The organism is Nocardia sp. NPDC004711, assembly GCF_053601595.1.
Genome location: NZ_JBSGCB010000037.1, coordinates 79304 through 103815 on the forward strand (window position 1 = coordinate 79304; position 24512 = coordinate 103815).

24 protein-coding genes are annotated in these 24512 nt (G+C 68.8%); 12 read left to right on the forward strand and 12 right to left on the reverse strand.

What is annotated here, in order from left to right; translation table 11 throughout:
* Positions 1-5 precede the first annotated feature (5 nt).
* The 6 genes from ACWEKS_RS32310 to ACWEKS_RS32335 form a co-directional block, all read right to left on the reverse strand.
* Complete coding sequence (locus ACWEKS_RS32310; RefSeq protein ID WP_452343590.1) at positions 6-881, reverse strand: family 3 encapsulin nanocompartment shell protein; 876 nt, start codon at positions 879-881, stop codon at positions 6-8.
* On the reverse strand, positions 875-1699 hold the full coding sequence (locus ACWEKS_RS32315; RefSeq protein ID WP_452343591.1) for an SDR family NAD(P)-dependent oxidoreductase: 825 nt from the start codon (positions 1697-1699) through the stop codon (positions 875-877). The genes ACWEKS_RS32310 and ACWEKS_RS32315 overlap by 7 nt, the downstream gene beginning before the upstream one ends.
* 6 nt (positions 1700-1705) lie before the next feature.
* Positions 1706-2641 carry a sulfotransferase gene (locus ACWEKS_RS32320; protein ID WP_452343592.1) on the reverse strand — a complete coding sequence of 312 codons (936 nt, stop codon included), beginning with the start codon at positions 2639-2641 and terminating at the stop codon, positions 1706-1708.
* 15 nt (positions 2642-2656) lie between these two features.
* Positions 2657-3811 carry an MFS transporter gene (locus ACWEKS_RS32325; RefSeq protein ID WP_452343593.1) on the reverse strand — a complete coding sequence of 385 codons (1155 nt, stop codon included), beginning with the start codon at positions 3809-3811 and terminating at the stop codon, positions 2657-2659.
* A complete protein-coding gene (locus tag ACWEKS_RS32330) occupies positions 3808-5157 on the reverse strand; it encodes a DegT/DnrJ/EryC1/StrS family aminotransferase (protein WP_452343594.1) in 1350 nt (449 codons plus the stop codon). The genes ACWEKS_RS32325 and ACWEKS_RS32330 overlap by 4 nt, the downstream gene beginning before the upstream one ends.
* Positions 5158-5756: 599 nt before the next feature.
* The gene (locus tag ACWEKS_RS32335) at positions 5757-6014 is read right to left on the reverse strand and encodes a hypothetical protein (RefSeq protein ID WP_452343595.1); all 258 of its coding nucleotides are present in this window, start codon (positions 6012-6014) and stop codon (positions 5757-5759) included.
* Here ACWEKS_RS32335 and ACWEKS_RS32340 point away from each other — a divergent pair.
* Positions 6009-6320 carry a hypothetical protein gene (locus ACWEKS_RS32340; RefSeq protein WP_452343596.1) on the forward strand — a complete coding sequence of 104 codons (312 nt, stop codon included), beginning with the start codon at positions 6009-6011 and terminating at the stop codon, positions 6318-6320. The two genes, ACWEKS_RS32335 and ACWEKS_RS32340, sit on opposite strands and share 6 nt — an antisense overlap.
* A 171-nt stretch (positions 6321-6491) precedes the next feature.
* Here the strand turns inward: ACWEKS_RS32340 and ACWEKS_RS32345 are convergent, their stop codons facing one another.
* The 3 genes from ACWEKS_RS32345 to ACWEKS_RS32355 form a co-directional block, all read right to left on the reverse strand.
* Positions 6492-7121 (reverse strand): hypothetical protein, encoded by a 630-nt coding sequence (locus ACWEKS_RS32345; RefSeq protein WP_452343597.1) that lies wholly within the window; start codon positions 7119-7121, stop codon positions 6492-6494.
* Between the two features lie 72 nt (positions 7122-7193).
* The gene (locus ACWEKS_RS32350) at positions 7194-7550 is read right to left on the reverse strand and encodes a DUF1330 domain-containing protein (RefSeq protein WP_452343598.1); all 357 of its coding nucleotides are present in this window, start codon (positions 7548-7550) and stop codon (positions 7194-7196) included.
* 28 nt (positions 7551-7578) lie between these two features.
* Positions 7579-8139, reverse strand: a complete 561-nt coding sequence (locus ACWEKS_RS32355) for a TetR/AcrR family transcriptional regulator (RefSeq protein WP_452343599.1) — start codon at positions 8137-8139, stop codon at positions 7579-7581.
* 64 nt (positions 8140-8203) lie between these two features.
* Here ACWEKS_RS32355 and ACWEKS_RS32360 point away from each other — a divergent pair, with 64 nt between their 5' ends.
* Genes ACWEKS_RS32360 through ACWEKS_RS32370 form a run of 3 tightly spaced genes read left to right on the forward strand, consistent with a single transcriptional unit; the run spans position 8204 to position 12268 of the window.
* Positions 8204-9151 carry a haloalkane dehalogenase gene (locus ACWEKS_RS32360; protein ID WP_452343600.1) on the forward strand — a complete coding sequence of 316 codons (948 nt, stop codon included), beginning with the start codon at positions 8204-8206 and terminating at the stop codon, positions 9149-9151.
* On the forward strand, positions 9148-10794 hold the full coding sequence (locus tag ACWEKS_RS32365; protein WP_452343601.1) for a sulfatase-like hydrolase/transferase: 1647 nt from the start codon (positions 9148-9150) through the stop codon (positions 10792-10794). The genes ACWEKS_RS32360 and ACWEKS_RS32365 overlap by 4 nt, the downstream gene beginning before the upstream one ends.
* Position 10795: 1 nt before the next feature.
* Positions 10796-12268, forward strand: coding sequence for a hypothetical protein (locus ACWEKS_RS32370; RefSeq protein WP_452343602.1), 1473 nt, complete (start codon positions 10796-10798; stop codon positions 12266-12268).
* A 45-nt stretch (positions 12269-12313) separates the two neighbouring features.
* Here ACWEKS_RS32370 and ACWEKS_RS32375 read toward each other — a convergent pair whose 3' ends face one another.
* Positions 12314-13339, reverse strand: coding sequence for an Lrp/AsnC family transcriptional regulator (locus tag ACWEKS_RS32375; protein WP_452343603.1), 1026 nt, complete (start codon positions 13337-13339; stop codon positions 12314-12316).
* A 101-nt stretch (positions 13340-13440) separates the two neighbouring features.
* Here ACWEKS_RS32375 and ACWEKS_RS32380 point away from each other — a divergent pair, with 101 nt between their 5' ends.
* The 7 genes from ACWEKS_RS32380 (at position 13441) to ACWEKS_RS32410 (ending at position 21076) form a co-directional block, all read left to right on the forward strand.
* Positions 13441-14880: an MmgE/PrpD family protein gene (locus tag ACWEKS_RS32380; protein ID WP_452343604.1), complete on the forward strand. Its 1440-nt coding sequence runs from the start codon at positions 13441-13443 to the stop codon at positions 14878-14880.
* The gene (locus tag ACWEKS_RS32385; protein ID WP_452343605.1) at positions 14877-15749 is read left to right on the forward strand and encodes an isocitrate lyase/PEP mutase family protein; all 873 of its coding nucleotides are present in this window, start codon (positions 14877-14879) and stop codon (positions 15747-15749) included. Before ACWEKS_RS32380 ends, ACWEKS_RS32385 begins: the two co-directional genes overlap by 4 nt.
* Before the next feature lie 3 nt (positions 15750-15752).
* Complete coding sequence (locus ACWEKS_RS32390; protein WP_452343606.1) at positions 15753-17000, forward strand: aconitase/3-isopropylmalate dehydratase large subunit family protein; 1248 nt, start codon at positions 15753-15755, stop codon at positions 16998-17000.
* A gap of 8 nt (positions 17001-17008) precedes the next feature.
* Positions 17009-17494 carry a LeuD/DmdB family oxidoreductase small subunit gene (locus ACWEKS_RS32395; RefSeq protein WP_452343614.1) on the forward strand — a complete coding sequence of 162 codons (486 nt, stop codon included), beginning with the start codon at positions 17009-17011 and terminating at the stop codon, positions 17492-17494.
* 31 nt (positions 17495-17525) lie between these two features.
* Positions 17526-18101 carry a YbhB/YbcL family Raf kinase inhibitor-like protein gene (locus ACWEKS_RS32400; protein ID WP_452343607.1) on the forward strand — a complete coding sequence of 192 codons (576 nt, stop codon included), beginning with the start codon at positions 17526-17528 and terminating at the stop codon, positions 18099-18101.
* Positions 18102-18295: 194 nt separating this feature from the next.
* Positions 18296-19330, forward strand: coding sequence for a zinc-dependent alcohol dehydrogenase family protein (locus tag ACWEKS_RS32405; RefSeq protein ID WP_379428833.1), 1035 nt, complete (start codon positions 18296-18298; stop codon positions 19328-19330).
* Positions 19331-19762: 432 nt separating this feature from the next.
* Positions 19763-21076, forward strand: a complete 1314-nt coding sequence (locus tag ACWEKS_RS32410) for a glycosyltransferase 87 family protein (protein WP_452343608.1) — start codon at positions 19763-19765, stop codon at positions 21074-21076.
* Here the strand turns inward: ACWEKS_RS32410 and ACWEKS_RS32415 are convergent.
* Positions 21024-21758, reverse strand: coding sequence for a glutamine amidotransferase (locus ACWEKS_RS32415; RefSeq protein ID WP_452343609.1), 735 nt, complete (start codon positions 21756-21758; stop codon positions 21024-21026). The two genes, ACWEKS_RS32410 and ACWEKS_RS32415, sit on opposite strands and share 53 nt — an antisense overlap.
* An 86-nt stretch (positions 21759-21844) precedes the next feature.
* Here ACWEKS_RS32415 and ACWEKS_RS32420 point away from each other — a divergent pair, with 86 nt between their 5' ends.
* Positions 21845-22519, forward strand: coding sequence for a class I SAM-dependent methyltransferase (locus tag ACWEKS_RS32420; RefSeq protein ID WP_452343610.1), 675 nt, complete (start codon positions 21845-21847; stop codon positions 22517-22519).
* Positions 22520-22615: 96 nt separating this feature from the next.
* Here ACWEKS_RS32420 and ACWEKS_RS32425 read toward each other — a convergent pair whose 3' ends face one another.
* On the reverse strand, positions 22616-24208 hold the full coding sequence (locus tag ACWEKS_RS32425) for an MFS transporter (RefSeq protein ID WP_452343611.1): 1593 nt from the start codon (positions 24206-24208) through the stop codon (positions 22616-22618).
* Positions 24209-24512 lie beyond the last annotated feature (304 nt).

Sequence of the window (24512 nt, forward strand, 5' to 3'; positions counted from 1 at the left end):
GCGACCTAGACGCTGACGACGAAGAAGTTCGTCGGCAGATTGACCACGACCCGCTCGTAGATCTCGGCCTTCAGCGCGATCCCCGGCTCGGTGAAGGTGCCCGCGGGTGGCTCGGCGAATCGGATCACCGAACGTCCCGCGTCGAAAAGCTGTGCGCCGTGGCCGAAGTCGCCGACGATGGCGGTCCCCGGTTCGACCAGCCTGGTGCGGACGATGAACACACCGTTGTGTTCGAGGTCGTCCATCAGCCGACCGCTGCCCATGGCACGGTAGTAGTCGACCGGGTTGATGATCATGCCGTCGGCGGTGCCGCCCATCTGCTCGATCTCGTTGCAGGCGCGCAGGATTGTCGAGGTGAAGGGTCCCCGCTCGGTCATCCGCTCGATCTCGGGCATGCCCAGCAGCCCGCCCGCGCCGCTGATAATGGTGTGGTTCTCGGCGGTGCACAAGCGCACGATCAGGCGGTAGTTGAGGAAATTCTCGAAGGTGTCGGGGTCCTTCCACAAATCCGGCGGGACCTGTACCCACGCCGTGGTGGTGAGCAGCTCCGGAATCGGCGACTTGTGGAATCTGCTGGCCAGCTCGCGCCGGACGTCCGCGCCCACGATGGAGGTGTCGCCCGGAGCGGGTGCGCTCTCGTGCCAATAGAACTGACGTGGATCGCGCGACAGGTCGATGGTCTTGAGCATGTTGCGGGCCGGATTGCGGGGTTTGCGCCGCGAGCTGGTCAGGGAATCGGTGATTGTCACGTCGTATTCGACCGCCGCGTCCAGCCCGTGCTGCCCGCATGCCTCGACGAACATCCGGCCCGGCGACAGCTCGTGTTCGCGGTCCGCGACCACCTGCGCCAGGGTCTGTTTGATCGAATCTGCCTTCAGCATGTCCCCTCCTGGGAAACGGTGTAATGCGATGAGGACGCGCCGAGCACGCTCGAGCCGCCGTCGATCAACTGGACGGTGCCGGTGATGTAGCCGGCCCGTTCGCTGGCCAAAAACGCTGCCAGGGCAGCGATTTCGTCGGGCTGGGCGATGCGGCCCACCGCGGTCTTGCTGCCGACGGCGGCCAACTCCGCCTCGATCAGCCGGTCCGCGGAGCCCTGCGCCAGGACCCGTTCCAGCAGCGGAGTGCGGGTCGCGCTCGGCGCGAGCACATTGACGGTCACGCCGTCGCGCCCGACGTCCGCGGCGAGGGCCTGCGCGAACCGCACGATCGCCGCCCGGCTCACTCCGGACAGGGCCAGTCCGCCGATGGGGACCACCGCGGTCTCCGATGCCACCAGAAGTACGCGGCCCCACCGCGCATTCCGCAGGTGCGGCAAGGCCGCCAACGCCAGCTGGACCGCGGGCATCAGGACCGTGTCGACCGCCTCCCGGTATGCGGATGCCTCGAAGGCCGTCGCGTTCCCGGTGGGCGGTGTGCCGCCGCTGACGGCGACGATGTGGAGTCCACCGAACTCCGCGGCGACCTCGTCGACCCAGCGGAGAGCCGCTTCAGGGTCGGTGACGTCCACGCGTGTTGCGTGGACTCGCCCACGTGCCATCGCTGTGATCGCGCGTTCGGCGGCGGCCAGTCGTCCCGGGTCGCGGGCTCCGATGGCGACATGCGCGCCCTCGGCGGCCAGCTCCTCGGCGATCGCCAGCCCGATGCCGCTCGATCCGCCCGCGACGAGTGCGACCTTGTCCGTCAGCCCCAGATCCACTGTCGCTCAACCTCTCCCATGTCGACCGGGGATCAGATACCCGTACCGGATCGCCAGCGGCCAGGACAGCGCCGTCACCGTTGCCTTGCCCGAGTTCGGCAGCGCGCGGCGCCACGAGTCGTCGGTCGGTCGGATGACGGTGGTGCCGGTGTTGAACCGGTCCGGGTTCCCGGTGACCGTGTGATTGGCGTGCAGCTCGATCGTCCGGTCGGTCATCGGGTTGGCCGCCGGATCGATCTCGCACAGTCGCAGCACCGTGTCGACCGTCCCCGCCGGATCGGCGATGAAGTCCTCATATCGGAGGAACAGTGACCGCCGCGGATACCGGCGGCCGATCGCGTGTGACGCGAGGTTGAAGCCGCTCCAGTAACCGGTGCTCTTGCCCGCCGACATGGCGTACACGTATTCCTTCGGCTTGCTCCATGATTGGGCGACGGCCCGGGGATCGCGCACCAGGTGCAGGTAGTACGGGGTGATCCCGTCGAGGTACGACAGCAGTGCCGCCTCCCCCGGCATCTTCGAGGTGTCGACGATCAACCGCGACCGGCTGCGTTCGGCAATGGCGTGGTAGACCTGGGTCAGCAGGTCCGCATGCGCGCGAATCGGCTCATTGCGCAGGCCCCGCTCGAGCACCTGCCACGTGTGCCTGGTGCGGACGTAGCCGAGTTGGTGCCGAATCACCGTGTCCGCGTGGCCTTCCAGAGTGGCCCCGTCGGGCCTGCCGACCGGCAGGATGGCGGACCAGAACGGGCAGTCGACGAGCTTGTGCCCGCAGCCGCACAGCTCATTGACGCCGCGCCCGGCGGCATTTTTCCACAGGAAATGCAGTTCCCCGACGTGGAATACGCCCGGAATCTCATTGAGGATATTGCCGAGGATGGTGCTGCCGTTGCGGCACCATCCGGTGACGCACAGGACCTTGACCGGGGGCGCGCTGCTCATCTGCCGCCTCCTCTCTCACTCGTTGGTGACCGGTTGCCGAATCGTGTAGGCCATGACCGCGGCGGTGAACGCGCAGCCCGCGCCGACCAGATACACGGCGGGATAGCCGAGCCCGCTTGCGATGGCACCGGTCGCCGGGCCCCAGACGAACAGCCCCAGATCCCAGAACGAGGTGTAAGCCCCCAGTGCCGCACCCTGTTTCGAGCTCTCGGCCTTGTTCATGACCATCAACGCCAGCGAAGGGTGCAGCAGTGAGAAGCCGACACCCATGATGATGACGCCCAGCACCGCCACCGGCAGGTTCGGCGACCACGCGACGATCAGCAGCCCGGCCGCCTCGCCGATACCGGACCAGGTGCCCACGCGCCGCGGTCCGAGCTGGTCCGGCAGCTTTCCGATGACCAGCCGCGTACCCGCGTACACCGCGCTGAAGACAGCCAAAACGACGGCGCCGGAACCGATTCCGCGCACTTGCAGGTCGCGGATGATGAAAGCGGCCAGCCCCACGTAGCCCGCCGCGGCGAGGGCCAGGGCCAGACCGGGCAGCGCCGCGGGCTTCAGCATCAGCCCGCGACCGCTGCTCGACCGCGCGACCTCCGGCTCGGGCCCGGCACTGCTGATCAGGGCGAGTCCGGCGAGCGGCGCGACCGCGCACAGCGCCCACACCGCCCCGATCCCGAAGTGCCGCAGGGTCGCACCGAGCGCCGTCCCCGCCGAGATGCCGCCCCACATGGCTACCCCGTAGAGCCCGATGAGCTGGCCGCGCCGATTGTGTGGCGCGAGCGTGACGGTCCAGGCCGCACCCGCCACGAACAGCGCGGCCTCGCCGACACCTACCAGCAGCCGCACCCCGATCAGCCCGGACAGGCCGAGCGGCAGAAAGTACAGCAGCCCGCCGACCGCGATGGCGAGCGCGCCGAACCGCATGACCTGCCGATAGCCGTGCCGGTCGGCCAGCCCGCCGAACACGGGCCGGGTGAGCAGCGCGGTCAGGGCGGTGGCCGTCACCACGAGCCCCACGCTCAGATCGCCCGCGCCGAACCGGTCACGAACATGGTCGGGCAGCGCCGGAATGGCCGCGGACAAGCCGAGATAGCCGCAGAACAATCCGCCGAACACCTCGGCGAGCGCGAGCCGCGGCAGCGTTCCGGTGTCGGGTGAGGCCGTCATGGCCGCCCTGCCCACGAGGAATTCGCGTCGACCTCCGTCGTGGTCAGCGCGGCCGCGACCTTCCGTACCGCGGCGACGAGATCATCGCAATCCGCCCGCGACAGCGTCGAGGACAGCGGAATGTCCACGGCCCGTTGCAGGTAGCGGGTCGCATTGGGCAGGGATGCCTGCACGGCGGCGGTGTCCTTGCCGCGGAACAGGAATCGCCAATTCCAGAAGGCGCGAATATTGTGATCGGAGTCCGAGCCGAGGTTGCGCGCCTCGATACCCTCCTGGCACAGCGCACGCGCGAACCACTGCGCGCGACCCTCGGCGACCTGGAAGATGAAGGCCTCGCCCAGATACGCGCCCGGCGCCACCGGCTGCCGGATTCGAATGCCGTCGAGGTCGGCCAGCTCCGCGGCGACATAGTCGTAATTCTCGCGGAAGGCGGCCAGCCGGTTCGGCAGCCGATCCAATTCGGATCGCAGCAGCGCGGCCCGGATCTCGTCCATGCGGAAGCTGTACAGCGGCAGCTCCAGATCGGTGGCCAGCGGCGACCGACCCTCGGCGAAATGCCGCCGCAGCCGGCCCTCGTATGCGCCGGAAAGCACGGTGGCGCGGGCGAACAGGGTGCTGTCATCGGTAATGAGGAAGCCGCCCTCTCCGCTGTTGAGCGACTTGTCCGACTGGGTGCTGAATGCGCCCGCCAGGCCGAAGGTGCCGAGTTTGCGTCCGTTCAACTGCGCGCCGAGCGCCGGGACAGCATCCTCGAACACCGGAACGCCCTGCTCATCCGCGAATCGGAGCAACGCACTCATATCCCCGGCGAAGCCACGCATGTGCACCACCACGATCGCCCGGATTCGTGGTGTCCACCGCCGGCGCAGATCGTCCACGTCGAGGTGGAGGTTCTCGTCGGCGTCGACCAGGAACGGCGTGCATCCGGCGAGCAGGATGGCGCTGGGTGTGGCGGCGAAAGTGAAACCGGGACAGGCGATCAGGTCTCCCGGTTCGACTCCGGAGGCCATGATCGCCAGCGCCAGCGCGGTGGTACCGCTCGAGGTGGCCAGCGCGTGTGCGGTCCCGAAGTAGCGGCACAGTTCCGCCTCGAATCGTGCGCACTCGGTCTCATGCGGAGGGCGATGGTCGTATCGGAAATAGAGATGGCTGCGAATCGCGCGCAGCGCCGCTTCCTCGTCCTCGGGATGGACGCACACCGCGCCCCGGTCATAGGTCGGCCAGGGTATGCGCCGTACCGGATCACCGCCGTTCAGGGCCAGCCGCGCACCATGGGCCGGCTGCGTGTCCGGTGCCGTCGGGGCCGATGCCGAATCATCGATCACATTGTCCGCCATCATATTCATGGCACCGACCGACCAGGAATCGGCGGTACTTGCCTGCTTGCCTCCCGAGACTCTCAGACCGGGAACCTCGGTGAATGTTCAAGGCACGCTACGCCGAACCTGCGGGATTCATGACCGAAATATCGTTAATTTCTGGTCACGCGTCCGAAACTGTCAGATATCCGCAATCGACTGTGCCCCAACAGAATCAGTGCTTCACTGAGTGCGGGCGTCTCTGCCTGGCATGAGCATGGCCGCCGGATGTGCTGTGCGAGTATCAGATTCGTGACATTGAAAGATGGGCCACTCTTCTGGCGATCTTGAATCCGTTGCACAGCAATAGCTGTCGGGCAACGAGTGTCCCGACTTCCCTGCCGGGCCTTGATCGATTTGTTTGCGAACCAACCGGTCCCGGCTGTCTAGGCATCGAACCTCGGGACACAATGACCCGCCAAATGCGCGGTACTGCAACATATTTGGCGGGTCGTTTTCTGACCGAATCGACCCCCGCGGGTGTCCGCCGTCAGTGGCGGTTTGGGGTCCGCCGGATCGTCCAAGGCTGGAGGCTGGTTGCTCGGGCGGAAAACTCAGGGCCGGGATGACCTCGGCCCGTTGATCTTTCACTGGAGTGGCCAGGTGTCGAGGTAGGCGCGGTAGGTGCCGAAGGGCAGGACCGCGTCGTAGAGTAGCTCGCCGGTCGGGGTGAATTCGGAGATGCGTCGGGACAATTCCTTCCCGATTGCGACGTCGACGACCAGCGCTACCGGGGCACACATTCTCGCGTTCGCGGGCCCGCCGATGGCGGTGAGATCGGCGTCGACCTCCGGGTAGGAGGTGACCAGGGCGTGCCCGTCGGGGGTGAGGCGGAACTCGTGCACATCGCGGCCATGACCACGCCCGAGGCGGCCGACCGCGTCGTAGCCCGCCATCACCTGCTCGGCGAAGCACGTACCAATCGGCCACCGCGCGAGAAATTCGACGAGCACCGCAACGCATTCGTGCATTTCATTCGCGACCGCGCCGCCGCTGCCGACCACCCGGTATCCACCGCCGACGCCGAACTACTCATCGTCCTCATCGACGGCCTCACCCACCGGCAGGTCTTCTTCCCCGACTCCGCCCTCGACCACAACCAGATCCACTCGATCATCGACACCGCCGTACGCGCCATCGAAGACCGATGACCTGGCCATTGCTGAATCGGCGGCTGCGCAACTGGCGGCCAGAATGCGTTCGGGTGGTGGCGGCGATGCGGCCACGGCCCTGGCGCAGGACGGCCCCTGAGCAACCCGGTTCCGATCGTCGCGGAACCGCCGGTGCCGGGCGCAGCACCACATCGGCCCGCTCGCGGGTGGTCAGGAATCGGTGGCGAGGTGGTAGCCCTCGCTGAAGAAGGTGAACAGGGCTTCCGCGGTGCCCAGGGCGGTGAGGGTGTGTGCTGCGCCGAAGGATTCGTTCCAGAAGGGGCCGGTGTGGGGGTCCCAGGGGCCGACGTAGGCGTAGGGCTCGGGGATGTGGGGGTCGCCGGGGGAGACGCCGAAGTTGATGCGGTCTGCGGTGATGCCGAGGTCGAAGTGCTCGGGCCAGAGGACGGGGGGTTCGGTGGGGTTCAGGCGGCGGAGGGCCCGGTCACCCCAGTCGAAGGCTCGGGCGATGGTCTGGGCGTGGTCGAGGTCGACGTGGATGGTGTCGGTGAGGGTGCAGCCGGAACTGTCGGAGTAGAGGTCGGCGGGGGCGCCGGCATCGATGCCGGCGTGGGAGGCCAGTTCGGCGAAGGTTGTGCCGCTGAGCTTTCCGGCCACCGAACCGTCGACCCGCAGCAGGTCGCCGTCCACAGCGACCAGTGGGGGATGGATCGTGCTGAATCCGCCCGGGGCTGGGCGCAGCTTGATCGTGCCGTGGGCGCGGTACTGCGGGCCGGCCATCAGCAGTTCGGCCACACCGTGGAGACTGCGGCGAGTGCGGGTGTAGTCGTCGGATTCCATAGGAATGTCCTTCCTCCGGGGGCCGCCGAGGGACAGGGTCGAGAATATTCCACGGATCTTGCCCGTTGGCGGTCAGTGGGTGGCGAGAGGGTGGCAGGCGATGAGCTCGGTGCGGGCGATGCCCGACTCGCGGTGCTGGTGGATGCGCTGGTATTCGGGGGCGGTCACCATGTCGAGAAATGCCCGGCGGCTGGGGTATTCGACGAGGGCGACGTAGTCCCAGTCGGCGTCGCCGATCAGGGTCTGCTGCGGTTCGCCGTGCCACAGCAGGCGGCCGCCCTGCTGTGCGACCAGGGCGAGGACGGCGGCGCCGTAGGCCGCGTATTCGGTGCGGTCCTGGAAGGTGATGAGGTTCAGCATGACGACGGGGCCCTCGTCCGTGGCGGCGGTGAAGCGAGTGAACTGATCGGGGTCGGGCGTGATCGACATGAGGGTGGCCCTTCTTTCGACGGCCCGCTCAGCCGGTGAGCAGGCGGGTGAGGACTGTGGTCACCGCGGCGCGGGCGGCGGTGACGGACAGGGACTGATGGCGGCGTAGGACGTCCCAGGTTTCCCAGGCGCAGAGGGCGTAGGCGGACTCACGGGCCGGGGGGTCGAGATCGGCGAGCTCGGGCAGGTGGGTGCGCAGGTGGGCGCGCAGCGCGGCGCGGCTCTCGTCCAGTCGCTCGGACAGGACGACGGATTCGTGTTCACGCAGCAGGGCGGCGCGGCGGGTGCCCGTGACACGCTCGAACAGTTCGGCCCGCAGTGCGACCACGCGATCGATGCGCTCGTCCAGGTCGCCGGTGACAGGTTCCATCAGCAGTACCCAGTGCCGGGCGATCTGTGTCTGCGCGGCATCGAGATACAGCGTCTCCAGGTCGCGGAAGTGGTGATATACCGAGCGGGTCGCGACTCCCGCGCGTTCGGCCACCGCCTGCGCGGTGGGCTGCAGATTGCCCTCCTCCATCAGCGCCAGCGCGGCGTCGAGCACCGCCTGACGGTTCTTGGCTCCACGTGCGGTCCGTCCGTCCATCATTGGCAACCCTACACACGCGGAAGGGTAGTTGCACGCCGCATGCAACAAGATTATCGTCGCCCTCATGCACGCATTGCGGACACCGGACGAGCGGTTCGCCGCCCTGCCCGACTATCCTTTCGAACCCTGCTACCTCGAGATCGAGGCGGGCGACGGCAGTGATTCCCGGCTGCGGTTGCACTACCTCGACGAGGGCCCGCGCGACGGCGAGATCGTGCTGCTGCTGCACGGCGAACCGTCCTGGAGCTTCCTGTACCGCCACATGATCCCGGTGCTGGCTGCGGCCGGGAAGCGTTGTGTCGCACCGGATCTGATCGGTTTCGGCCGCAGCGACAAGCCCGCCGACCGTGCCGACTACACCTATGCCCGCCACGTCGAATGGGTGCGCGAGGCGCTGTTCGATCACCTGGATCTCTCGGGCATCACCCTGGTCTGCCAGGACTGGGGCGGGCTGATCGGCCTGCGGCTGGTCGCCGAGCATCCCGACCGCTTCGCCCGGGTGGTGGTCGCCAATACCGGCCTGCCCACGGGTGAGGGGAAACTGACCGATGCCTTCGCCGCCTGGCAGCGGTTCTCCCAGGAGACGCCCCAATTCCCTGTCGGCGGCATCATCGCGGGCGGCTGCCGCACCGAGCTGTCGCCCGCGGTGGTGGCCGGATACGACGCCCCGTTCCCCGACGAGACCTACAAGGCGGGCGCGCGCGCCTTCCCGATGCTGGTCCCCACCCGCCCCGACGACCCGGCCGGCCCCGCCAACCAGCGCGCGTGGGAACAGTTGGAGCACTTCGGGAAACCGATGCTCACCGCCTTCTCCGACGGTGATCCGATCACCGCGGGCGGCTATCGCGCCTTCCAGGAGCGGGTGCCCGGCGCGGCCGGTCAGCCGCACATCACGATCACCGGCGCCGGTCACTTCCTGCAGGAGGACCGCGGCCCGCAGCTCGCGACGGTGGTGGCCGAGTTCATCGCCGCCAACCCGGCTCCCGACACCACCGGAGGATCCACGAAATGATCAGCAGGCGAGGATTTTTCGGCACCGGCGCCATGGCCGGTGCCAGCGCCGCGGCGGTCGCGGCCACCGGCCCGGCCGCCGCGACCCCGCGACGCATGGACAACCATCCGGACCGGCCCAATATCCTGGTGGTCCTGGTCGACGAGATGCGCACCCCCGTGTGGTTCCCCGAGCAGTCGGTGCTCGACACCATCCTGCCGAATATCGCGGCGCTGCGGAACAAGTCGGTCTCCTTCGAGCAGCACTACACGGCCGCCAACGACTGCACGCCCTCGCGCGGCGCGCTGGTGACAGGCCTGTACTCGCATCAGACCGGCTGCCTGTCCACCTCGCAGTCGGAGCTGGCGGCGGGCTTCCCGACCTGGGGGTCCATGTTGCGCGAGCAGGGCTACCGCAGCACCTGGTGGGGCAAATGGCATCTGGGCCACTACGCCGACACCACCCCGGGCGGCCTGGACCGCTACGGATTCGACGGCGGCACCTACCCCTCGCCCAACGGCGCGCCCGAACAGGGCCTGCAGATGGACGGACGCATAGTCGACCAGTTCGTCGACTGGTTCAATACCGATGCGGGACAGGGCCCCTGGTGCACGACGGTGTCACTGGTCAACCCGCACGACATCCAGTGGTGGCCGCGGTGGACGCGACGCACGCTGGCGTTCAACAACATTCCGCGCTGGATCAACGATCTGCCGGGCAATTTCGAGAGCCTCGAACAGCTGTCGCGCAAGCCACGGCTGCAGAAGGCCCTGGTGGAGGTCTCGGCGGTGACCTTCGGGCTGGCGCCCTACGGCACGCCCGGGGCCGATCAGGAGTGGATCGACATGCGCAATCTCTATCTCTGGTTCCAGCAGCAGGTCGATACCCAGATCGGGCGCGTGCTCACCGAATTGGCGACCCAGCCGGAGGTCGCCGCCAACACCGTGGTGGTGTTCACCTCCGACCACGGTGACTACGCCGGTTCGCACGGCCTGCACGGCAAGGGCGGCGGCGCCTACGACGAGGCCATTCGCGTACCCCTGTTCATCCACGATCCACGCGGTCGGCTCACCCCCGCACCCGGCACCCGCGATCAGCTGACCTCCAGCGTCGACCTGGCCGCGCTGCTGCTGACCATCGGCACCGGCGGCAACGGGTGGCGGGCCGACGACCGCTACGCGCACCTGGCCGGGCGGCACGATATCGCCGCCGTGGCCGCCGATCCGGGCGCACCCGGACGGCCGTGGATCCTGCACACCACCGACGAGCATTCCATCGAGGAGGCGGCCGTCCGGTTCAACGACGACGCACCCGGCCACGTGATCGCACTGCGGACTGCGGACGCCAAGTTCGTCCGCTATTCGCACTGGGTGCCGGGCTCCGCGCAGATCGACCCGGCCGAGCAGGAGGAATACGAGCTCTACGACTACTCGACCCGCGACGGGCAGCTCGAGCTGGACAATGTCGCGGCCGTCGGCGGCGACCTGCGCGACACCATGAGCCGGTTGCACGACGAAGCCGTCGGCACCGAACTGCACCAGCCGCTACCCTCCTACCTGCAGCAGGCCCAGCAGGACGGATGGAACGATTACAACACCCAGACCGCGAAACCCTTCGGGGAGCAGCTCTTCGACTTCCTGCGGGACGGTATCGGTGCGAAATAGCGTGCGGGGCAACCTCGTCACCGGCGCCGCCGCCGGGTTGCTCGCCACCGTGGCCGGTACCGCGGCCGCCGTCCCGATTCCCGCGGTACCGGGGTCGCCGCCCGGATTCATCGGCAATCCGGCTGTGGCACAGCCGGTCACCGATGTACCGCCGGTGCCGCAACATCCCTATCTCGCGCCCAACGGCAGCTCCGGTATCCACGACGACGGGTGGATGAGCAACACCAGCACCCGCCCGGGACCGCTCGGGCACGACCCTAGCGTGGTGTCGGCGGTGATCGGCGGGGAGTGCGGGTCGATCACCTTCGACCGTGCCGGGCGCATCGTCACCACCTGCATCGGCCCGTCCCCGGCGCTGTACCTGCTGGACCCGGTCACCTTGAATGTGCTGGGCCGCAGCGCGTTACCCGGTGATCCGGGCGCGTTCCTGCGGCCCGGTGCCTTCGGCAATTTCACCGGCGGCGCCTACTTCTATCTGGACAACGAAGATCGCGCGGTGATCGCCTCCCGCGACGGCCACATCCGGGTGTTCGCCGAGAACGCCGGCGGCGACGGTTTCACTCTCGCGCGCGACTACGACCTGACCGGTGTGCTGCGGCCCGGGGAGACCTTCAACTCGGCGCTGCCCGACAGCAACGGGTTGCTGTGGTTCGTCACCCGGACCGACGGCGTGGTCGGCACCCTCGACCTGAACACCGGTGCGGCACAGGTGATCCGGCTCGGCGACGGAGCCGAGGGCGAGATCGAGAACTCCTTCGCTGTCGGCAACGACGGCGACGTGTACATCGCCACCAACCGCGAGCTGCTGCGTTTCGATGCCGGGCCCGGCGGCGAACCTGCCGTCACCTGGCGGGTCACCTACGCCAACAGTGGACAGCACAAGCCCGGCCAGGTCGACGACGGCACCGGCACCACACCCACCCTCCTGTCCGGCGGCTACGTTGCCATCACCGACAACGCCGACCCGATGAACGTCGTGGTCTACCGCACCGCGCCCGGGGCGGCGCAGCGGCAGGTGTGTGCCGTGCCGGTGTTCGAGGCGGGCGCCAGTGATACCGAGAACTCGTTGATCAGCGCGGGAAACGCGCTGATCGTCGAAAACAATTACGGCTATACCGGTCCCGAGGCCGCCTTGCTGGGCAAGACCACCACCCCCGGCTTCGCCCGCATCGACATCGACCCCGACGGCAATGGCTGCCACCAGGTGTGGGCCAACACGACCGAGGCCGCACCGACCGTCGTGCCCAAGCTGTCGCTCGCCACCGGCCTGATCTACACCTACACCAAGGGCACCGAGGCCAGCGATCCCTGGTACTTCACGGCCCTGGATTTCCGCACCGGGGCGACGGTGTGGAAGCAGCTCACCGGCACCGGCCCCGGGTTCAACAACAACTACGCCGGAATCGCCATCGGACCGGACAGCACCGCCTATCTCGGTGTGATCCCGGGCCTGATCGCAGTCCACGACGGCTGAGCGATCGAGAGCCGCTGCACGGCAACGGCTCTCGATCCACACGCCTCAGGCGTCCGCCACCGCCGCCCACGGGTTGACCGGCACCACGCCGACCGCATGCCCCGAACCATCGAGCAGCCGCCCCCACGACTTGAATGCCCGGAGCACGAGACGCTGGTCGATGACGACCGCATCGGTCAGCGTGGTGCCGATCCGGCCGAGGATGGCGCTCAGGTCCGCGATGCGATGCACCTGGGCCATCACCATGATGTTCGCCCGCCCGACCGTGGACAGGCAGATCCGGGTTTCCGGCCAGGAGGCGATCTCCGTTCCGGCCGCGTCCAGGTCCCGGTGCGGAACCGACAGCCAGAGCACGTACTCGGTCGGCCAGCCGCCCGCGCCGCGCGCGAAATCGGTTCGGAAGGCCAGCATTCCGCGACGGACCAGCGCATCGAGCTGCCGGCGCACGAGATGCTCGGAGGTGTTGAGCTCGCGGGCCAGATCCCGGTACCGGGCCCGGCCGTCGTGCTGGAGGGCGAGGAACAGGTCCCGGTCGCCGGGTTCGAAAGTGCGGTAGCGCACCGCTTTTCGCGACTCGCCACTCCCCTCTTCGGCGACCGACCGTTGCTGATCGCTGTCGATCGCGCCGAGCCGCCAGTGCACGCCGCTGTGCCATTGCAGCGCCACGGTGGAGCGCACCCGCGCGATGCCCGGCACCGCGGGCAGCCGGTCGAGCAGCAGCGTGCTCAAGGCCGCCGGGCTGTCGGCCAACACCAGGGTGTGCAGGTCGAAATCGCCGTCGGTGCCGTAGACACTCATGACCTGCGGGATCGACGCGAGCCCGGCGGCAACGGCCACCGCCCGGCCCGGCCGCGCCCGTACCTCGCACACCGCGCCGACCAGCGCCACCTGTGGCCCGGGTACCGACGACACCCACGCCCGCCCGGACTCCGACAGTCGCTGCCACCGGCGGGCGGCGGTTGCCGCCGAAATCCCGAGCGCCGGGCCCAGCCGTTCGAAGCTGACCCGGGGGTTGGCGTGCAACGCGTCGAGCAGCATCAGGTCGACCTCGTCGAGGTTGCTCTCCCGCACGACTCAGATCCGTTCCGTCGATTTCCCGCACTGGATGCACCCATTGTGCGACTCCCCCGCAATTTCGGGGACAGACCGATGGCCTGCCGTTCACTGAGGACATGAGCGAATCGACGGCGACGGGTGTCACGGTACCGCTGGCCCGGTGGGTCGAGCAGTTGACGCCCGAGCAGATCCCCGAGCGGGTGCGGACCCGCGCCAGGCACCTGCTGCTCGACGGTGTGGCCTGCGGTCTGGTGGGTGCGCAGCTGCCCTGGTCCCGGGTCGCCACCTCGGCGGTGCTGGACCTGGAAGGCACGGGCGCGGCGACCGTGATCGGAACCGGGGCCACCACCAGCGGGCCCGCAGCGGTTCTGCTGAACAGCACCTTCATCCAAGGCTTCGAGCTCGACGATTTCCATCCGCTCGCGCCCCTGCACAGCACCTCCCTGATCCTGCCGGTCCTGCTCGCAACCGCCCAGCAGCTCGGCGGGGTCTCCGGCGTCGCGGCCCTGACCGCCGCGATCGCCGGGTTCGAGGTCGGTCCGCGCGTCGGATTGGCGCTGCACGGCTCGGAGATGCTCTCCCGCGGCTGGCACAGCGGCCCGGTCTTCGGAACCCACACCGCCGCAATGGTTGCCGGAAAGCTGCGGGCGCTCGATGCCGCCCGGCTCGAGGACGCGCTCGGCATGGCGGGCACCCAGTCCGCCGGACTGATGGCCGCCCAGTACGAGGCGATGTCCAAGCGCATGCAGCACGGATTCGCCGCGCGCAACGGCTATTACGCGGCCGGTCTGGCCGCTGCCGGGTACACCGGGATCAAGCAGGTCTTCGATCGGCCCTACGGCGGCTACCTGTCGGTCTTCGGCGAGGGCCACGACCCGGACCCCGCCCAGGTGATCGCCGGTCTGGGCGAGGGCTGGCACACCGAGCTCATCATGGTGAAGTCGTACGCGGCCCAGGGCGGGCTGCACGGCACCGTCCAGGCGGCGCTGGAACTGCGCGCTCGCCACCACATCGACCCGAAGTCGGTCGCGCACATCGAGATACGCGTCGGCCACACCGTCTACCACCACGGCTGGTGGGAGCCGGAACGGCCGTTGACGGCCATCGGCGCGCAGATGAATCTCGGCTACGCCGCGGCGGTCGCGCTGCTGGACGGCCAGGTGCTGCCGCCGCAGTTCACCCCGGCCCGGCTGGACGCCGACGATGTCTGGGAGCTGCTCGGCAAGGTCGAGGTGAAACTGGACGAGAACATCCAGAACGGCCCTGTCCACGAACGTTTCGCCACCGAACTGGCGATCACCCTCACCGATGGCACGGTGCTCGCACAGCGGATCGTCCAACCGCACGGCGGCCCCGCCGACCCGGTCACCGACGACGAACTCGTCGCCAAGTACCGCTCCCTCGTCGGTCCCTTGGTCTCGCCAGAGCGGCTCGACGCCATCCAGCGGGCAGTGCTCGGCATCGACGAACTCGCCGACCTGCGCGAGCTGGCCGACCTGCTCGCCGCGCCCGTCGCGGGCGCCCTCGACAACCTGGAACAGGATCACCACCGATGACCTCCCCATCGCGGGCGCGACTACGCGCCGCCCTCGCCGACCGTGCCGAAATCATCGTCGCCCCCGGCGTATTCGACGGCCTGTCCGCCTCCCTGGTCCGCCGGCTGGACTTCCCCGCCGCCTACCTGACCGGCGCGGGCGTGGCCGCCAGCGGTTTCGGACTCCCCGACATCGGGCTGGTGACCCAGACCGAAATGGTCGAGCGCGCCCGGATGCTGGTGCGCGTCCTCGGCGACATCCCGCTGCTCGCCGACGCCGACACCGGATACGGCACCGCGCTCAATGTCGTTCGCACCGTATGCGAATACGAGGCCGCCGGCGTCGCCGCGATCCAGCTCGAAGACCAGGCCTTCCCCAAGAAGTGCGGGCACCTGCCCGACAAGGAACTGATCGAGGCCGGGCAGTTCGTCACCAAACTCGCCGCCGCACTGGAGGCGCGCACGGATCCGGACCTGGTCGTCATCGCCCGCACCGACGCGCGCGGCCCGCTCGGTATCGACGCCGCCATCGACCGGGCCAACGCCTACGCGGCGGCGGGCGCCGACGTGATCTTCGTCGAGGCACCGCAGGGCACCGCCGAGATCGAGCGCATAGCGCGGGAGGTGTCCGCGCCCCTGCTCATCAATCTCGTCCTGGGCGGCCTCACCCCGATCGAATCCGCCACGCGCCTGCGGGAACTGGGCTATTCGATCGCCATCCACCCCTCGCTCCCGCTGGGCGCCGCGGCGTACGCGATGCTCACCGGCCTGGCCGACCTCGCCGGCCGCGATCCCGGGCCGCTGCTGCCCGCGAAACCTGCCGAGTTCTTCAACCTCGTCGGTCTGGCCGAATGGTCGGAGCTGGGCGAACGCTACCGTGAAGGAGCCTGACCCATGGGCATGACCATGATCGAGAATCTGCTGGCCCGCAAGGCCGGGGTGCCGCGGGTCCGGCCCGGGGACATCGTGACCGTCGACGTCGACATGTGCGTCCTGATCGATCTGCAGTTCGCCACGCTGTGGCAGCAGCCCCGCCGCATCCATGACCCCCGCAAGGTCGCGGTCGTGATGGACCACGCCGTACCGGCGCCGTCGCTCAAGGATGCCGCGGGCGGTCCGAAAGCGCGGAAGTTCGTGGCGGACTTCGGGATCGAGCACTTCTACGATGTCGGCCGGCACGGCATCTGCCACCAGGTCATCGCCGAGAACGGGCTGGCCCGTCCCGGCGAGGTACTCGCCTGCACCGACTCGCACACCTGCGCGGGCGGCGCGTACAACACCGCTGCCCGCGGGCTCGGCCCGGCCGAGGTGTACTCCATCCTGTGCACCGGCGCCACCTGGTTCGAACTCGCCCCCACGGTGCGTTACGAACTCACCGGCGCGCTCCCGCCGGAGGTCAGCGGCAAGGACGTCTTCCTCTATCTCGCCGACACCTACGGTGACGCCACCAACCAGAATCTCGAATTCGGCGGGCCGGGCCTGCCGACCGTCCCGCTCAACGACCGGCGCACGATCGCCACCCAGGCCGCCGAAATCTCGGCCGACTTCGCCACTTTCGGTGTCGACGACCTGCTGCACGAGTTTCTCGCCGCGTGCGGGGTGACGGATTTCGTTGCCGCCGACGCGGATTCGGACGCCGAATACGCCGCCATCCGTACCATCGACCTGTCGGGCCTCGAACCATACGTCGCCCGCCCGGGCACGTTGAGCCGCAACGGGGTTCCGGTCTCGCAGGTCGAGCCCCGGCGCATCGACCAGGCGTTCATCGGGTCCTGCGCCAACGGCCAGCTCGAAGATCTCCGGATCGCGGCGCAGATCCTGCGCGGCCGCACCGTCGCCCCCGGCGTCCGGCTGCTGGTCACGCCCGCCTCCCAGCAGGTCTACCGGGACGCCATGCGACTGGGATACCTGCAGGACATCGCCGATGCCGGTGGGGTGGTGACCAATTCGACCTGCGGCGCCTGCTTCGGCTACCACATGGGTGTGGTCGGACCCGGCGAGGTCTGCCTGACCTCGAGCACCCGCAACTTCACCGGCCGCATGGGCAGCACCGAGGCCGAGATCTACATGGCCGCACCCGCCACCGTCGCGGCCTCCGCCATCACCGGCTACATCACCGACCCCCGGAGTGTCACCGCATGAGCACCACCATCACCGGCCGCGTCTGGGTCTTCGGCGACTCCCTCGACACCGACGCGATGTATCCGGCCTTCGCCATGAAGCTCGAGTTGTCCGAGGCCGCCCGGCACATCTTCTACCAGGTACGCCCGGGCTGGACCGATCTGGCCGCCCCCGGCGATATCGTTATCGCCGGAACGAATTTCGGCGTCGGCTCCTCGCGCCCGGTCGCCGCCCTCTTCCAACAGCTGAGCGTCGCCGCCGTGGTCGCGGAGAGTTTCAACTCGCTGTTCTTCCGCAACGCCGTGAATGCGGGACTGCCCGCGATCACCGCGCCCGGAATCACCGAGCACTTCCAGGACGGTCAGACCGGCACTTTCGATCTCGCGACGGGCACGTACAGAAACGAGTCCACCGGTATCAGTGGCCTGGGCCGTCCCCTGCCGCCGTTGCTGCTGGAAATCATCAGTAGCGGAGGGATTCTCGCACGCCTGGCCGAGCAGGGCTTCCTGTCGTGACCGCAACCGACCCCACAGCATCGGACCAGCCATGGCAATTCGTGTGATCGGGAGACTTCTGCGTCCGGTGCGAGCCGGAATCGGCCGCACCGCGTGGTTCGATCCGGCCGTCCGGCATGCACCCGAAACCCTGACGGTGGGCAGTGCCGCCTTCGCTGACGGCGGGGACATTCCGCGTCTGCACGCGGGAACAGGCGTGGGATACAACGTATCCCCACCATTGCACTGGTCGGGTGTGCCGGCCGAGGCCGTCGAGCTGGTCCTGATCATCGAGGACCCCGACGCGCCTCTGCGTCGTCCGGTTGTGCACGGCGTGTTCACCGGAATCGATACGCGCATCACCGGCGTTCAGGAGGGAGCGCTCGGCTCGAATCACGATGAGACGAGCAGCAGCATCAGGGTGGGCACCGGGAGCTTCGGCCGCCGGGGCTACGCCGGTCCACGCCCCGTCCCCGGTCACGGACCCCACCGCTACGTCTTCCAGTTCCTGGCGCTGGACCAGCCGAGCGGATTGGCCGATGGCGCAACGTTGCCCACCATGCTGGCAGCCGTCGCCGGGCATGTGATCGCCCGCGGCAAACTCACCGGCCGCTACGAACGGCCCTGACACGCGGACCATCGTGATAGACCGGGTCGGCCGGCAGCGGAATCGGCAGGTGGCAAATAATTGGCTATGACGTCCCCTTCGGCCGAAGGAGAGCGCATGGAACGCCTGAACAACCAGCCCACAGGGAAGGGCCGGACTGCTGCCGCGCACTTCCCGCCACCCTGACCAGCAGCGGTACCGAGCGAAGGAGTCTCATGCGAGCGACCTACATGTACGGTGCCGGTGACGTCCGCGTCATCGACGTTCCCGATCCCGTGGTTCAACACCCCACCGACGCCCTGGTCCGCGTCGTCCGCAGCTGCGTATGCGGTTCCGATCTGCACCCGTACCACAACATGCCCGTGTCGGAGCAGGGCGAATCGATGGGGCACGAGTTCGTCGGCGTCGTCGAGGACGTCGGAAGCGAGGTCCGCACGGTCGGGAAGGGTGATTTCGTGATCGCCCCCTTCGCCTGGTCGGACGGCACGTGCGACTTCTGCCGTGAGGGACTGCAAACCTCGTGCCGCCATGGCGGTTTCTGGAACGCAGGCGATGTGCGCGGTGGCCAGGCCGAGGCCGTGCGCGTGCCGCTCGCCGACGGCACCCTCGTTCCGGTACCGGTCGAAGAGAAGTCGCCGCTGGTCCCGTCGCTGCTGACACTGTCGGACGTGTACGGCACCGGCTACCACGCGGCCGTGAAGGCCCGGGTCACTGCGGACACCACGGTCACCGTGATCGGTGACGGCGCGGTCGGCCTCTTGGGCGTCCTTTCCGCGCGGCAGCTGGGTGCGCCCCGGATCATCCTCATGGGCCGCCACAAGGAGCGCACCGATCTGGGGCGCGAATTCGGCGCCACCGACGTGGTCGCCGAGCGGGGCGCCGAGGGCGTCGCCGCGGTGCGCGAATTGACCCGGGGCGACGGCACCCACGTCGTCATCGAAGCGGTCGGCCACATGCCCGCCTACGAACAGGCCCTGGGCGTGGTCCGCCCGGGCGGCGTGATCAGCCGCGTGGGCCTTCCGCAATACAACAACGCCCCGGTCGGCTGGGACCTCTTCGGCCCCAACATCACTCTCACCGGCGGCCCCGCACCCGCCCGCGCCTACATCGAAACCCTGCTCCCGGCGGTCCTCGACGGCACCGTCGACCCCGGCAGGGTCTTCGATACCGAACTCCCCCTCGATGACGCCCCCGACGCCTACCGTGCCATGGACGACCGTCGCTCCCTGAAGGTCCTCCTCCGCGCCTGAGCCGATCCCTCCACTCCGTCAGGAGCGGTCGCGGGCGCTGACCCCGCGCCGGCGCACAAACCGCCCGCCCGATTTCGACGGCCCCACTGCACGCATTCGAGGACAAGCTGCGGGCGGCGCTGAACACCCGGGCCGGGCGCTTCACCGCCCGCCGCAACGACGATGTTCGTCACGCCTCGTCGGGCGGGAGACAATGGCGCGTCGGAGACGATGGCCCGCGACGCCATCGAGCGGTTGGCCAGGGTGTGATCGGTGCGCCTCGGCCAAGGTCAGCCGCCGATCGGCACGGCCCATAGCCGTGCACCGACCGGTTGTAACCGGCAATTTCGACACTCCCGGACGGTCAACACGCGCGGGGGCCGGCTGGCGATCGGGTGGGCCCGTCACTACGGTGGGGCGGGCAATCGGAAGCCCGGAAGCGGGGGTGTGTGGATGCCGTTGTCGACGGCCGAACAGGTGATGGCCACGAATCAGGGTGCGCCGCAGCGGCGCTCGATTCCGCTGGTCGTGGTGTGGCTGGTAGCGGTGCTGGGTGGACTGGCCGGGTGGTACTACCTCGGTCAGGTGTTGGCCGCGCCGCGAGCGATGCTGCACCTGGTCGATCTCGGCGTGTATCAGATCGCGGCAGACCGTGTGGTGCACGATGTTTCGGTGTACGACACCCCGTTGCGGGGGCACACGCGCGGGGTGTGGGAGTTCGTGTACACCCCGTTCGCGGCGCTGATGTTCGTGCCGCTGGCGTGGTTGCACGGGTCGGTCTTCACCTGGACCGGGGGACTCGCGAATTTCGCGATGCTCACCGGATCCGTTTGGGCGGCACTGTCGGTGCTCGGTTATCGGCGCGACCGCCGCATGCTGATCGTGGGCCCTGCCGCTGCCTCGCTGCTGCTGTGGTGTGAGCCGATCCGGGAGACCGAGGCGTTCGGGCAGGTCAATATCCTGCTGCTGCTCCTGGTGCTGGCCGATATGGCGCTGCCCGATTCCTCCCGCTGCAAAGGCGTGCTGACCGGTATCGCGGCCGGTATCAAGCTGACCCCGGCGTTCTTCATCGTCTACCTACTGGTGACTCGTCGATTCCGGGCGGCCGCGACCGCCACCGGCGCGCTGGTCGCCACCATGGTGATCGGCCTGGCCGTGCTGCCGAAGGATTCGCTGACGTTCTGGAGCGGCGCCTTCGCCGACCCGGCCCGGGTCGGTGTCCCCGAGAACCCTCAGAACGAATCCCTGCGGGGCATGCTCGCGCGTACCCTGGGCGCGGCCGGCAGCATCCAATTGCTGTGGGCCGCAGTCGCTCTCGCCATCGCGGTGGTCTGCCTGATCCTGGCCCGCCGGCTCTCGGTCACCGGCCGTGAACTTCCCGCCGTGGTCCTGTGTGGCCTGACCAGCACGGTCGTCTCGCCGTACAGCTGGATCCACCACTGGGTCTGGCTGGCTCCTCTGCTCATCTACCTGGCCGACCTCGCCCTGCGCCACCGCTCCCTGCCGACCGTGGCGGGCCTGCTCGCCGTCTTCCTCGTCTGCTCGGGCGGCGTTTTCGAGCTGCTGGACCTGCACTACGGCAGCGTTTTCGACCTCCCGAGCCGCGGCCCCTTCGCCGTCCTGGACCACAACGCCTACCTCTGGCTCACGCTCGCCCTCTTCGCCGCCACCGCCGTGCTGACACGGCGTGGTTCCGCGCCGGTTCGCCCTGTCCTCACACCCGGTACCGGGCGACGAAGCGCCGCAGAATCTCCTGTGGCACCGTGATGTGCTCGCGGTGCCCGAGTTCGGTCAGGGAGTCGGCCTCGCTCGGGTCGAAATAGCCTTCGTGCCGATAGATTTCGATGCGCAGCGCCAGGCCCCGGCCGTCGAGTTCGGGGTGGAACTGGGTGGCGTAGACGTTCTCGCCGACTCGCACCGCCTGTACCGGGCAGACGGCCGAACTCGCGAGTAGCACCGCACCCGGCGGAACATCCTGGCAGGACTCCTTGTGTCCGACGAAGGCCCGGAACGTATCCGGAAGTTCGTGCAGCAGCGGGTCTTTCGCCGCGTTCTCGGTGAGTTCGATGGTGGTCGCGCCGGGGGTCTCGCCGTAGCGCTCGGTGCCGACGGGCCCGCCGAGCACGTCGGCGAGGATGCTCAACCCGTAGCACGCACCCAGGTACGGGATGTCGCGGCGCACGATCTCGATGAGCAGCTTCTTCAGCTCCGGTTCGAAGACCCGCTGATAGTCGTACTTCTTGGCCTCGGGGTAGCTCAGGTTGCTCGGCCCGCCGCCGACGATCACCGCCCAGTGGTCCTCGAGCTCGAGATCGGGCATCCCGCGATTCATCTCGACCCGCACCACGTCCGCGGCGGCGAGCCCGCCCGCGTCGAGGATCGCTTCGTACTCCTGGTCTGAGGCCGCTTGCTCGGGTCGCAGCTGCAGCAGCAGGCAAGACTTGGGCATGTCCACATTGTGGGCGGTCGGTCCGCTCTAGTTGGGAGCTATGCGGGGATTGACCTCGAGTGCGCTCGAGGTTGCAGGGTGGAACCATGACTCGACCGGTAGAAATCTGGAACACCGTCTACGACGAGGACACCGCGCCCTGGGTGATCGGCGAACCGCAACCCGCCATCGTGGCACTGGAACGCGCCGGTGAGATCCGCGGCCGCGTCCTCGAGCCGGGCTGCGGTGCGGGCGAGCACACCATCCTGCTCACTCGCCTCGGCTACGACGTCCTGGGCGTCGACTTCTCCCCCAGCGCAATCGAATACGCCCGCGCGAATGCCGCCGCCCAGGGCGTCCCGGCCGTCCGCTTCGAGGTCGCCGATGCCCTGGCCCTCGGCGGCAAGGCCGACTTCGCGGGTGATCCTCCGGGTTCGGCGCCCGCCTTCGACACTGTGGTCGACAGCGCCCTGTTCCACGTCTTCGGCACCGAACCCGAAGCCCGCGCCGCCTACGTCCGCAGCCTGCACGCCGTCTGCAAGCCCGGCGGCGTGGTCCACCTCCTGGCGCTCTCCGACGCCGAACCCGGCTTCGGTCCCCGCATCAGCGACGCCGTGATCCGGGAATCCTTCGGCGCGGGCTGGGAACTGGAGAGCCTGGAACCGACCCGCTACCGCGGCCGGGTCACCGCCACCGTCGCCGATCAGGCGGTGTGCCTCGAGGTGTCCCCTGCGGGCCTGGTGGATGTTGCGGCTTGGATGGCACGCATCCGGAGGCTCTGATACAGTCCGCCTACCTCATCAATAATTCTTCCGAAAAAACAAAGTACGTGCAACCCGGGGTTACACGTACTTTGCTTTTCAGTCCAGCCGTTGCCTTCAGCCCCGATGTACCCGGTCGCTCACCAGCGCCCGCAGCGCCGGATCCTCCTCGCCCACATGCAATGACCGAATCCGTTGCACCGCAAGCGCATCCGTCCCGGTGACACGCTGGCTCAGGCGCTCGTGCTCCACCCACGACGGGCTCATGAAGGTCTCGACGTGACGGTCCGGGTCGACCGGATCGGAGTACATCGCCCAATGCATGGCCCCGTCACGGCGGCGGGAACGCCGCAGGTCCGGAATGGCGGCGTGGAAGTCGGCCAGGTGCTCGGCGGGGATGCGGTACTCGACGGTGAGCATGATCGGGCCGTCATCGGGGGCCAGCGACAGCGGCACGTAGGGTTCCAGCACGTGCGCGGCCTGGACATCGATCTGCTCGGCGGCCGCGAGCCGGAACCACAGGCCCAGCACCGTCTGCGCCGCCAGCGCCACCCCGGCCGCGGTGAGTGCCGTGGGCAGTCCCGCGGTGCCGGCCACCGCACCCCAGCCGGCCGCGCTCACCGCGAAGCCGAGCTGGAACACCAGCTGGAACACCGCCAGTCCGCGACCGCGAATCCAGCTGGGCAGCACCGATTGTGCCGCGATATTGAGCGTCGACATCACACCCATGCCCGCCATGCCGGCGAGGAACAGCACCGGCAGCGCGGGCGGAAAGGCGGTGAGCTGCGCGACCGTCAGCAGGCAGGCGGCGTAGAGCAGACTGCAGGCCAGTGCGATCCGATCGGGGGAATAGCGGTGCCGGATGCGCGGCAGCACCAGTGCGCCGCACACGCCACCGACCCCGAGTACACCGAGCAGCAGACCGTAGGTGGTCGCCGTCTGATGCAGACGCACGCGGGTCACCACGGCCAGCAGGGACGGCAGGGCGCCGTAGCAGAGCACGAAGGCGGCGGCGCGAACCAGCACCGCGCGCAGTTCGGGCGCATTGGCCACGTAGCGCAGGCCGGTGCGGATGGCGGTGGTGAGATGCTCGGGCGGCAGTGCCGTCGCGGTGGGCCGGCGGCGCCAGACATACACCACCGCAAGCACTCCCAGGAACGACGCGGCATTGAGCAGGAAGACGCCGCCGGAGCCGACCGCGGCCACCAGCACGCCGCCGATGGCCGGTCCGATCGCCTGGGACGCCGTCATCGCCACCGAGTTGAGGCTGATCGCGGCGGGCAACTGTGCGGCGGGCACCAGCTCGGGGGTGATCGAGCTGAAGGCCGGCATGCCGAGGGTCGCGCCGGTGCCCAGCAGCAGCGTCGCAGTCAGCAGCAGGGCCGGATTCACGCTGTGCGACAGCGTGAGTGCGCCGAGCAGCGCCGCCACCACCAGCTGCCATGCCTGGGTGAACAGGATCAGGCGGCGGCGGTCGAGGATGTCGGCCAGCGCGCCCGCGGGCAGGGCCAGCACGAAACTGGGCAGGGCATTGGCGGTGGACAGCAATGCCACCAGCGCGGCCGATCCGGTCAGCGTGGTCATCAGCCAGGAGGCGCTCACCAGGTGCATCCAGGATCCGACATTGGAGGCGATCGAGGCGATCCACAGGGCGCGAAAAGTATTGATGCGCAGGGGTGTCCACGGTGAGGTCGCCGAGGGTGTGCTCATCCGTCAGAGGGTACGGATCAGTCCTGGCATCGGCGCATCCGTTCGCGACAGGCCGAACGGGCGGGGCCGGAACCCGGCCGCCGCTCCAATGGTTGGGGACCTCCGACAGCACCGCCGGCGCCCCCGGTGACTTCGGGTTGACGCTCCCGGCGGCCTAGTGATCGCGGTGTGCCATCAGCTGGGCCAGGGCGGTGAGATCGTCGGAGGCGAGATCACCGGGCAGGGCCGCGAACGCGGCGTCCAGGGCGGCGGCCGCGCGGCGCAGGGTGCGCCGGCGGGCGCCCGCCAGCGCGATAAGGTCCCC

Coding starts and splice junctions, on each gene's coding strand:
- ACWEKS_RS32415 (WP_452343609.1), bottom strand. CDS start 21,758: ATGCCCAAGTCTTGCCTGCTGCTGCAGCTGCGACCCGAGCAAGCGGCC.
- ACWEKS_RS32325 (WP_452343593.1), bottom strand. CDS start 3,811: ATGACGGCCTCACCCGACACCGGAACGCTGCCGCGGCTCGCGCTCGCC.
- ACWEKS_RS32360 (WP_452343600.1), top strand. CDS start 8,204: ATGCACGCATTGCGGACACCGGACGAGCGGTTCGCCGCCCTGCCCGAC.
- ACWEKS_RS32330 (WP_452343594.1), bottom strand. CDS start 5,157: ATGAATATGATGGCGGACAATGTGATCGATGATTCGGCATCGGCCCCG.
- ACWEKS_RS32420 (WP_452343610.1), top strand. CDS start 21,845: ATGACTCGACCGGTAGAAATCTGGAACACCGTCTACGACGAGGACACC.
- ACWEKS_RS32310 (WP_452343590.1), bottom strand. CDS start 881: ATGCTGAAGGCAGATTCGATCAAACAGACCCTGGCGCAGGTGGTCGCG.
- ACWEKS_RS32380 (WP_452343604.1), top strand. CDS start 13,441: ATGAGCGAATCGACGGCGACGGGTGTCACGGTACCGCTGGCCCGGTGG.
- ACWEKS_RS32410 (WP_452343608.1), top strand. CDS start 19,763: ATGCCGTTGTCGACGGCCGAACAGGTGATGGCCACGAATCAGGGTGCG.
- ACWEKS_RS32385 (WP_452343605.1), top strand. CDS start 14,877: ATGACCTCCCCATCGCGGGCGCGACTACGCGCCGCCCTCGCCGACCGT.
- ACWEKS_RS32365 (WP_452343601.1), top strand. CDS start 9,148: ATGATCAGCAGGCGAGGATTTTTCGGCACCGGCGCCATGGCCGGTGCC.
- ACWEKS_RS32405 (WP_379428833.1), top strand. CDS start 18,296: ATGCGAGCGACCTACATGTACGGTGCCGGTGACGTCCGCGTCATCGAC.
- ACWEKS_RS32425 (WP_452343611.1), bottom strand. CDS start 24,208: ATGAGCACACCCTCGGCGACCTCACCGTGGACACCCCTGCGCATCAAT.
- ACWEKS_RS32345 (WP_452343597.1), bottom strand. CDS start 7,121: ATGGAATCCGACGACTACACCCGCACTCGCCGCAGTCTCCACGGTGTG.
- ACWEKS_RS32320 (WP_452343592.1), bottom strand. CDS start 2,641: ATGAGCAGCGCGCCCCCGGTCAAGGTCCTGTGCGTCACCGGATGGTGC.
- ACWEKS_RS32390 (WP_452343606.1), top strand. CDS start 15,753: ATGGGCATGACCATGATCGAGAATCTGCTGGCCCGCAAGGCCGGGGTG.
- ACWEKS_RS32400 (WP_452343607.1), top strand. CDS start 17,526: ATGGCAATTCGTGTGATCGGGAGACTTCTGCGTCCGGTGCGAGCCGGA.
- ACWEKS_RS32355 (WP_452343599.1), bottom strand. CDS start 8,139: ATGATGGACGGACGGACCGCACGTGGAGCCAAGAACCGTCAGGCGGTG.
- ACWEKS_RS32350 (WP_452343598.1), bottom strand. CDS start 7,550: ATGTCGATCACGCCCGACCCCGATCAGTTCACTCGCTTCACCGCCGCC.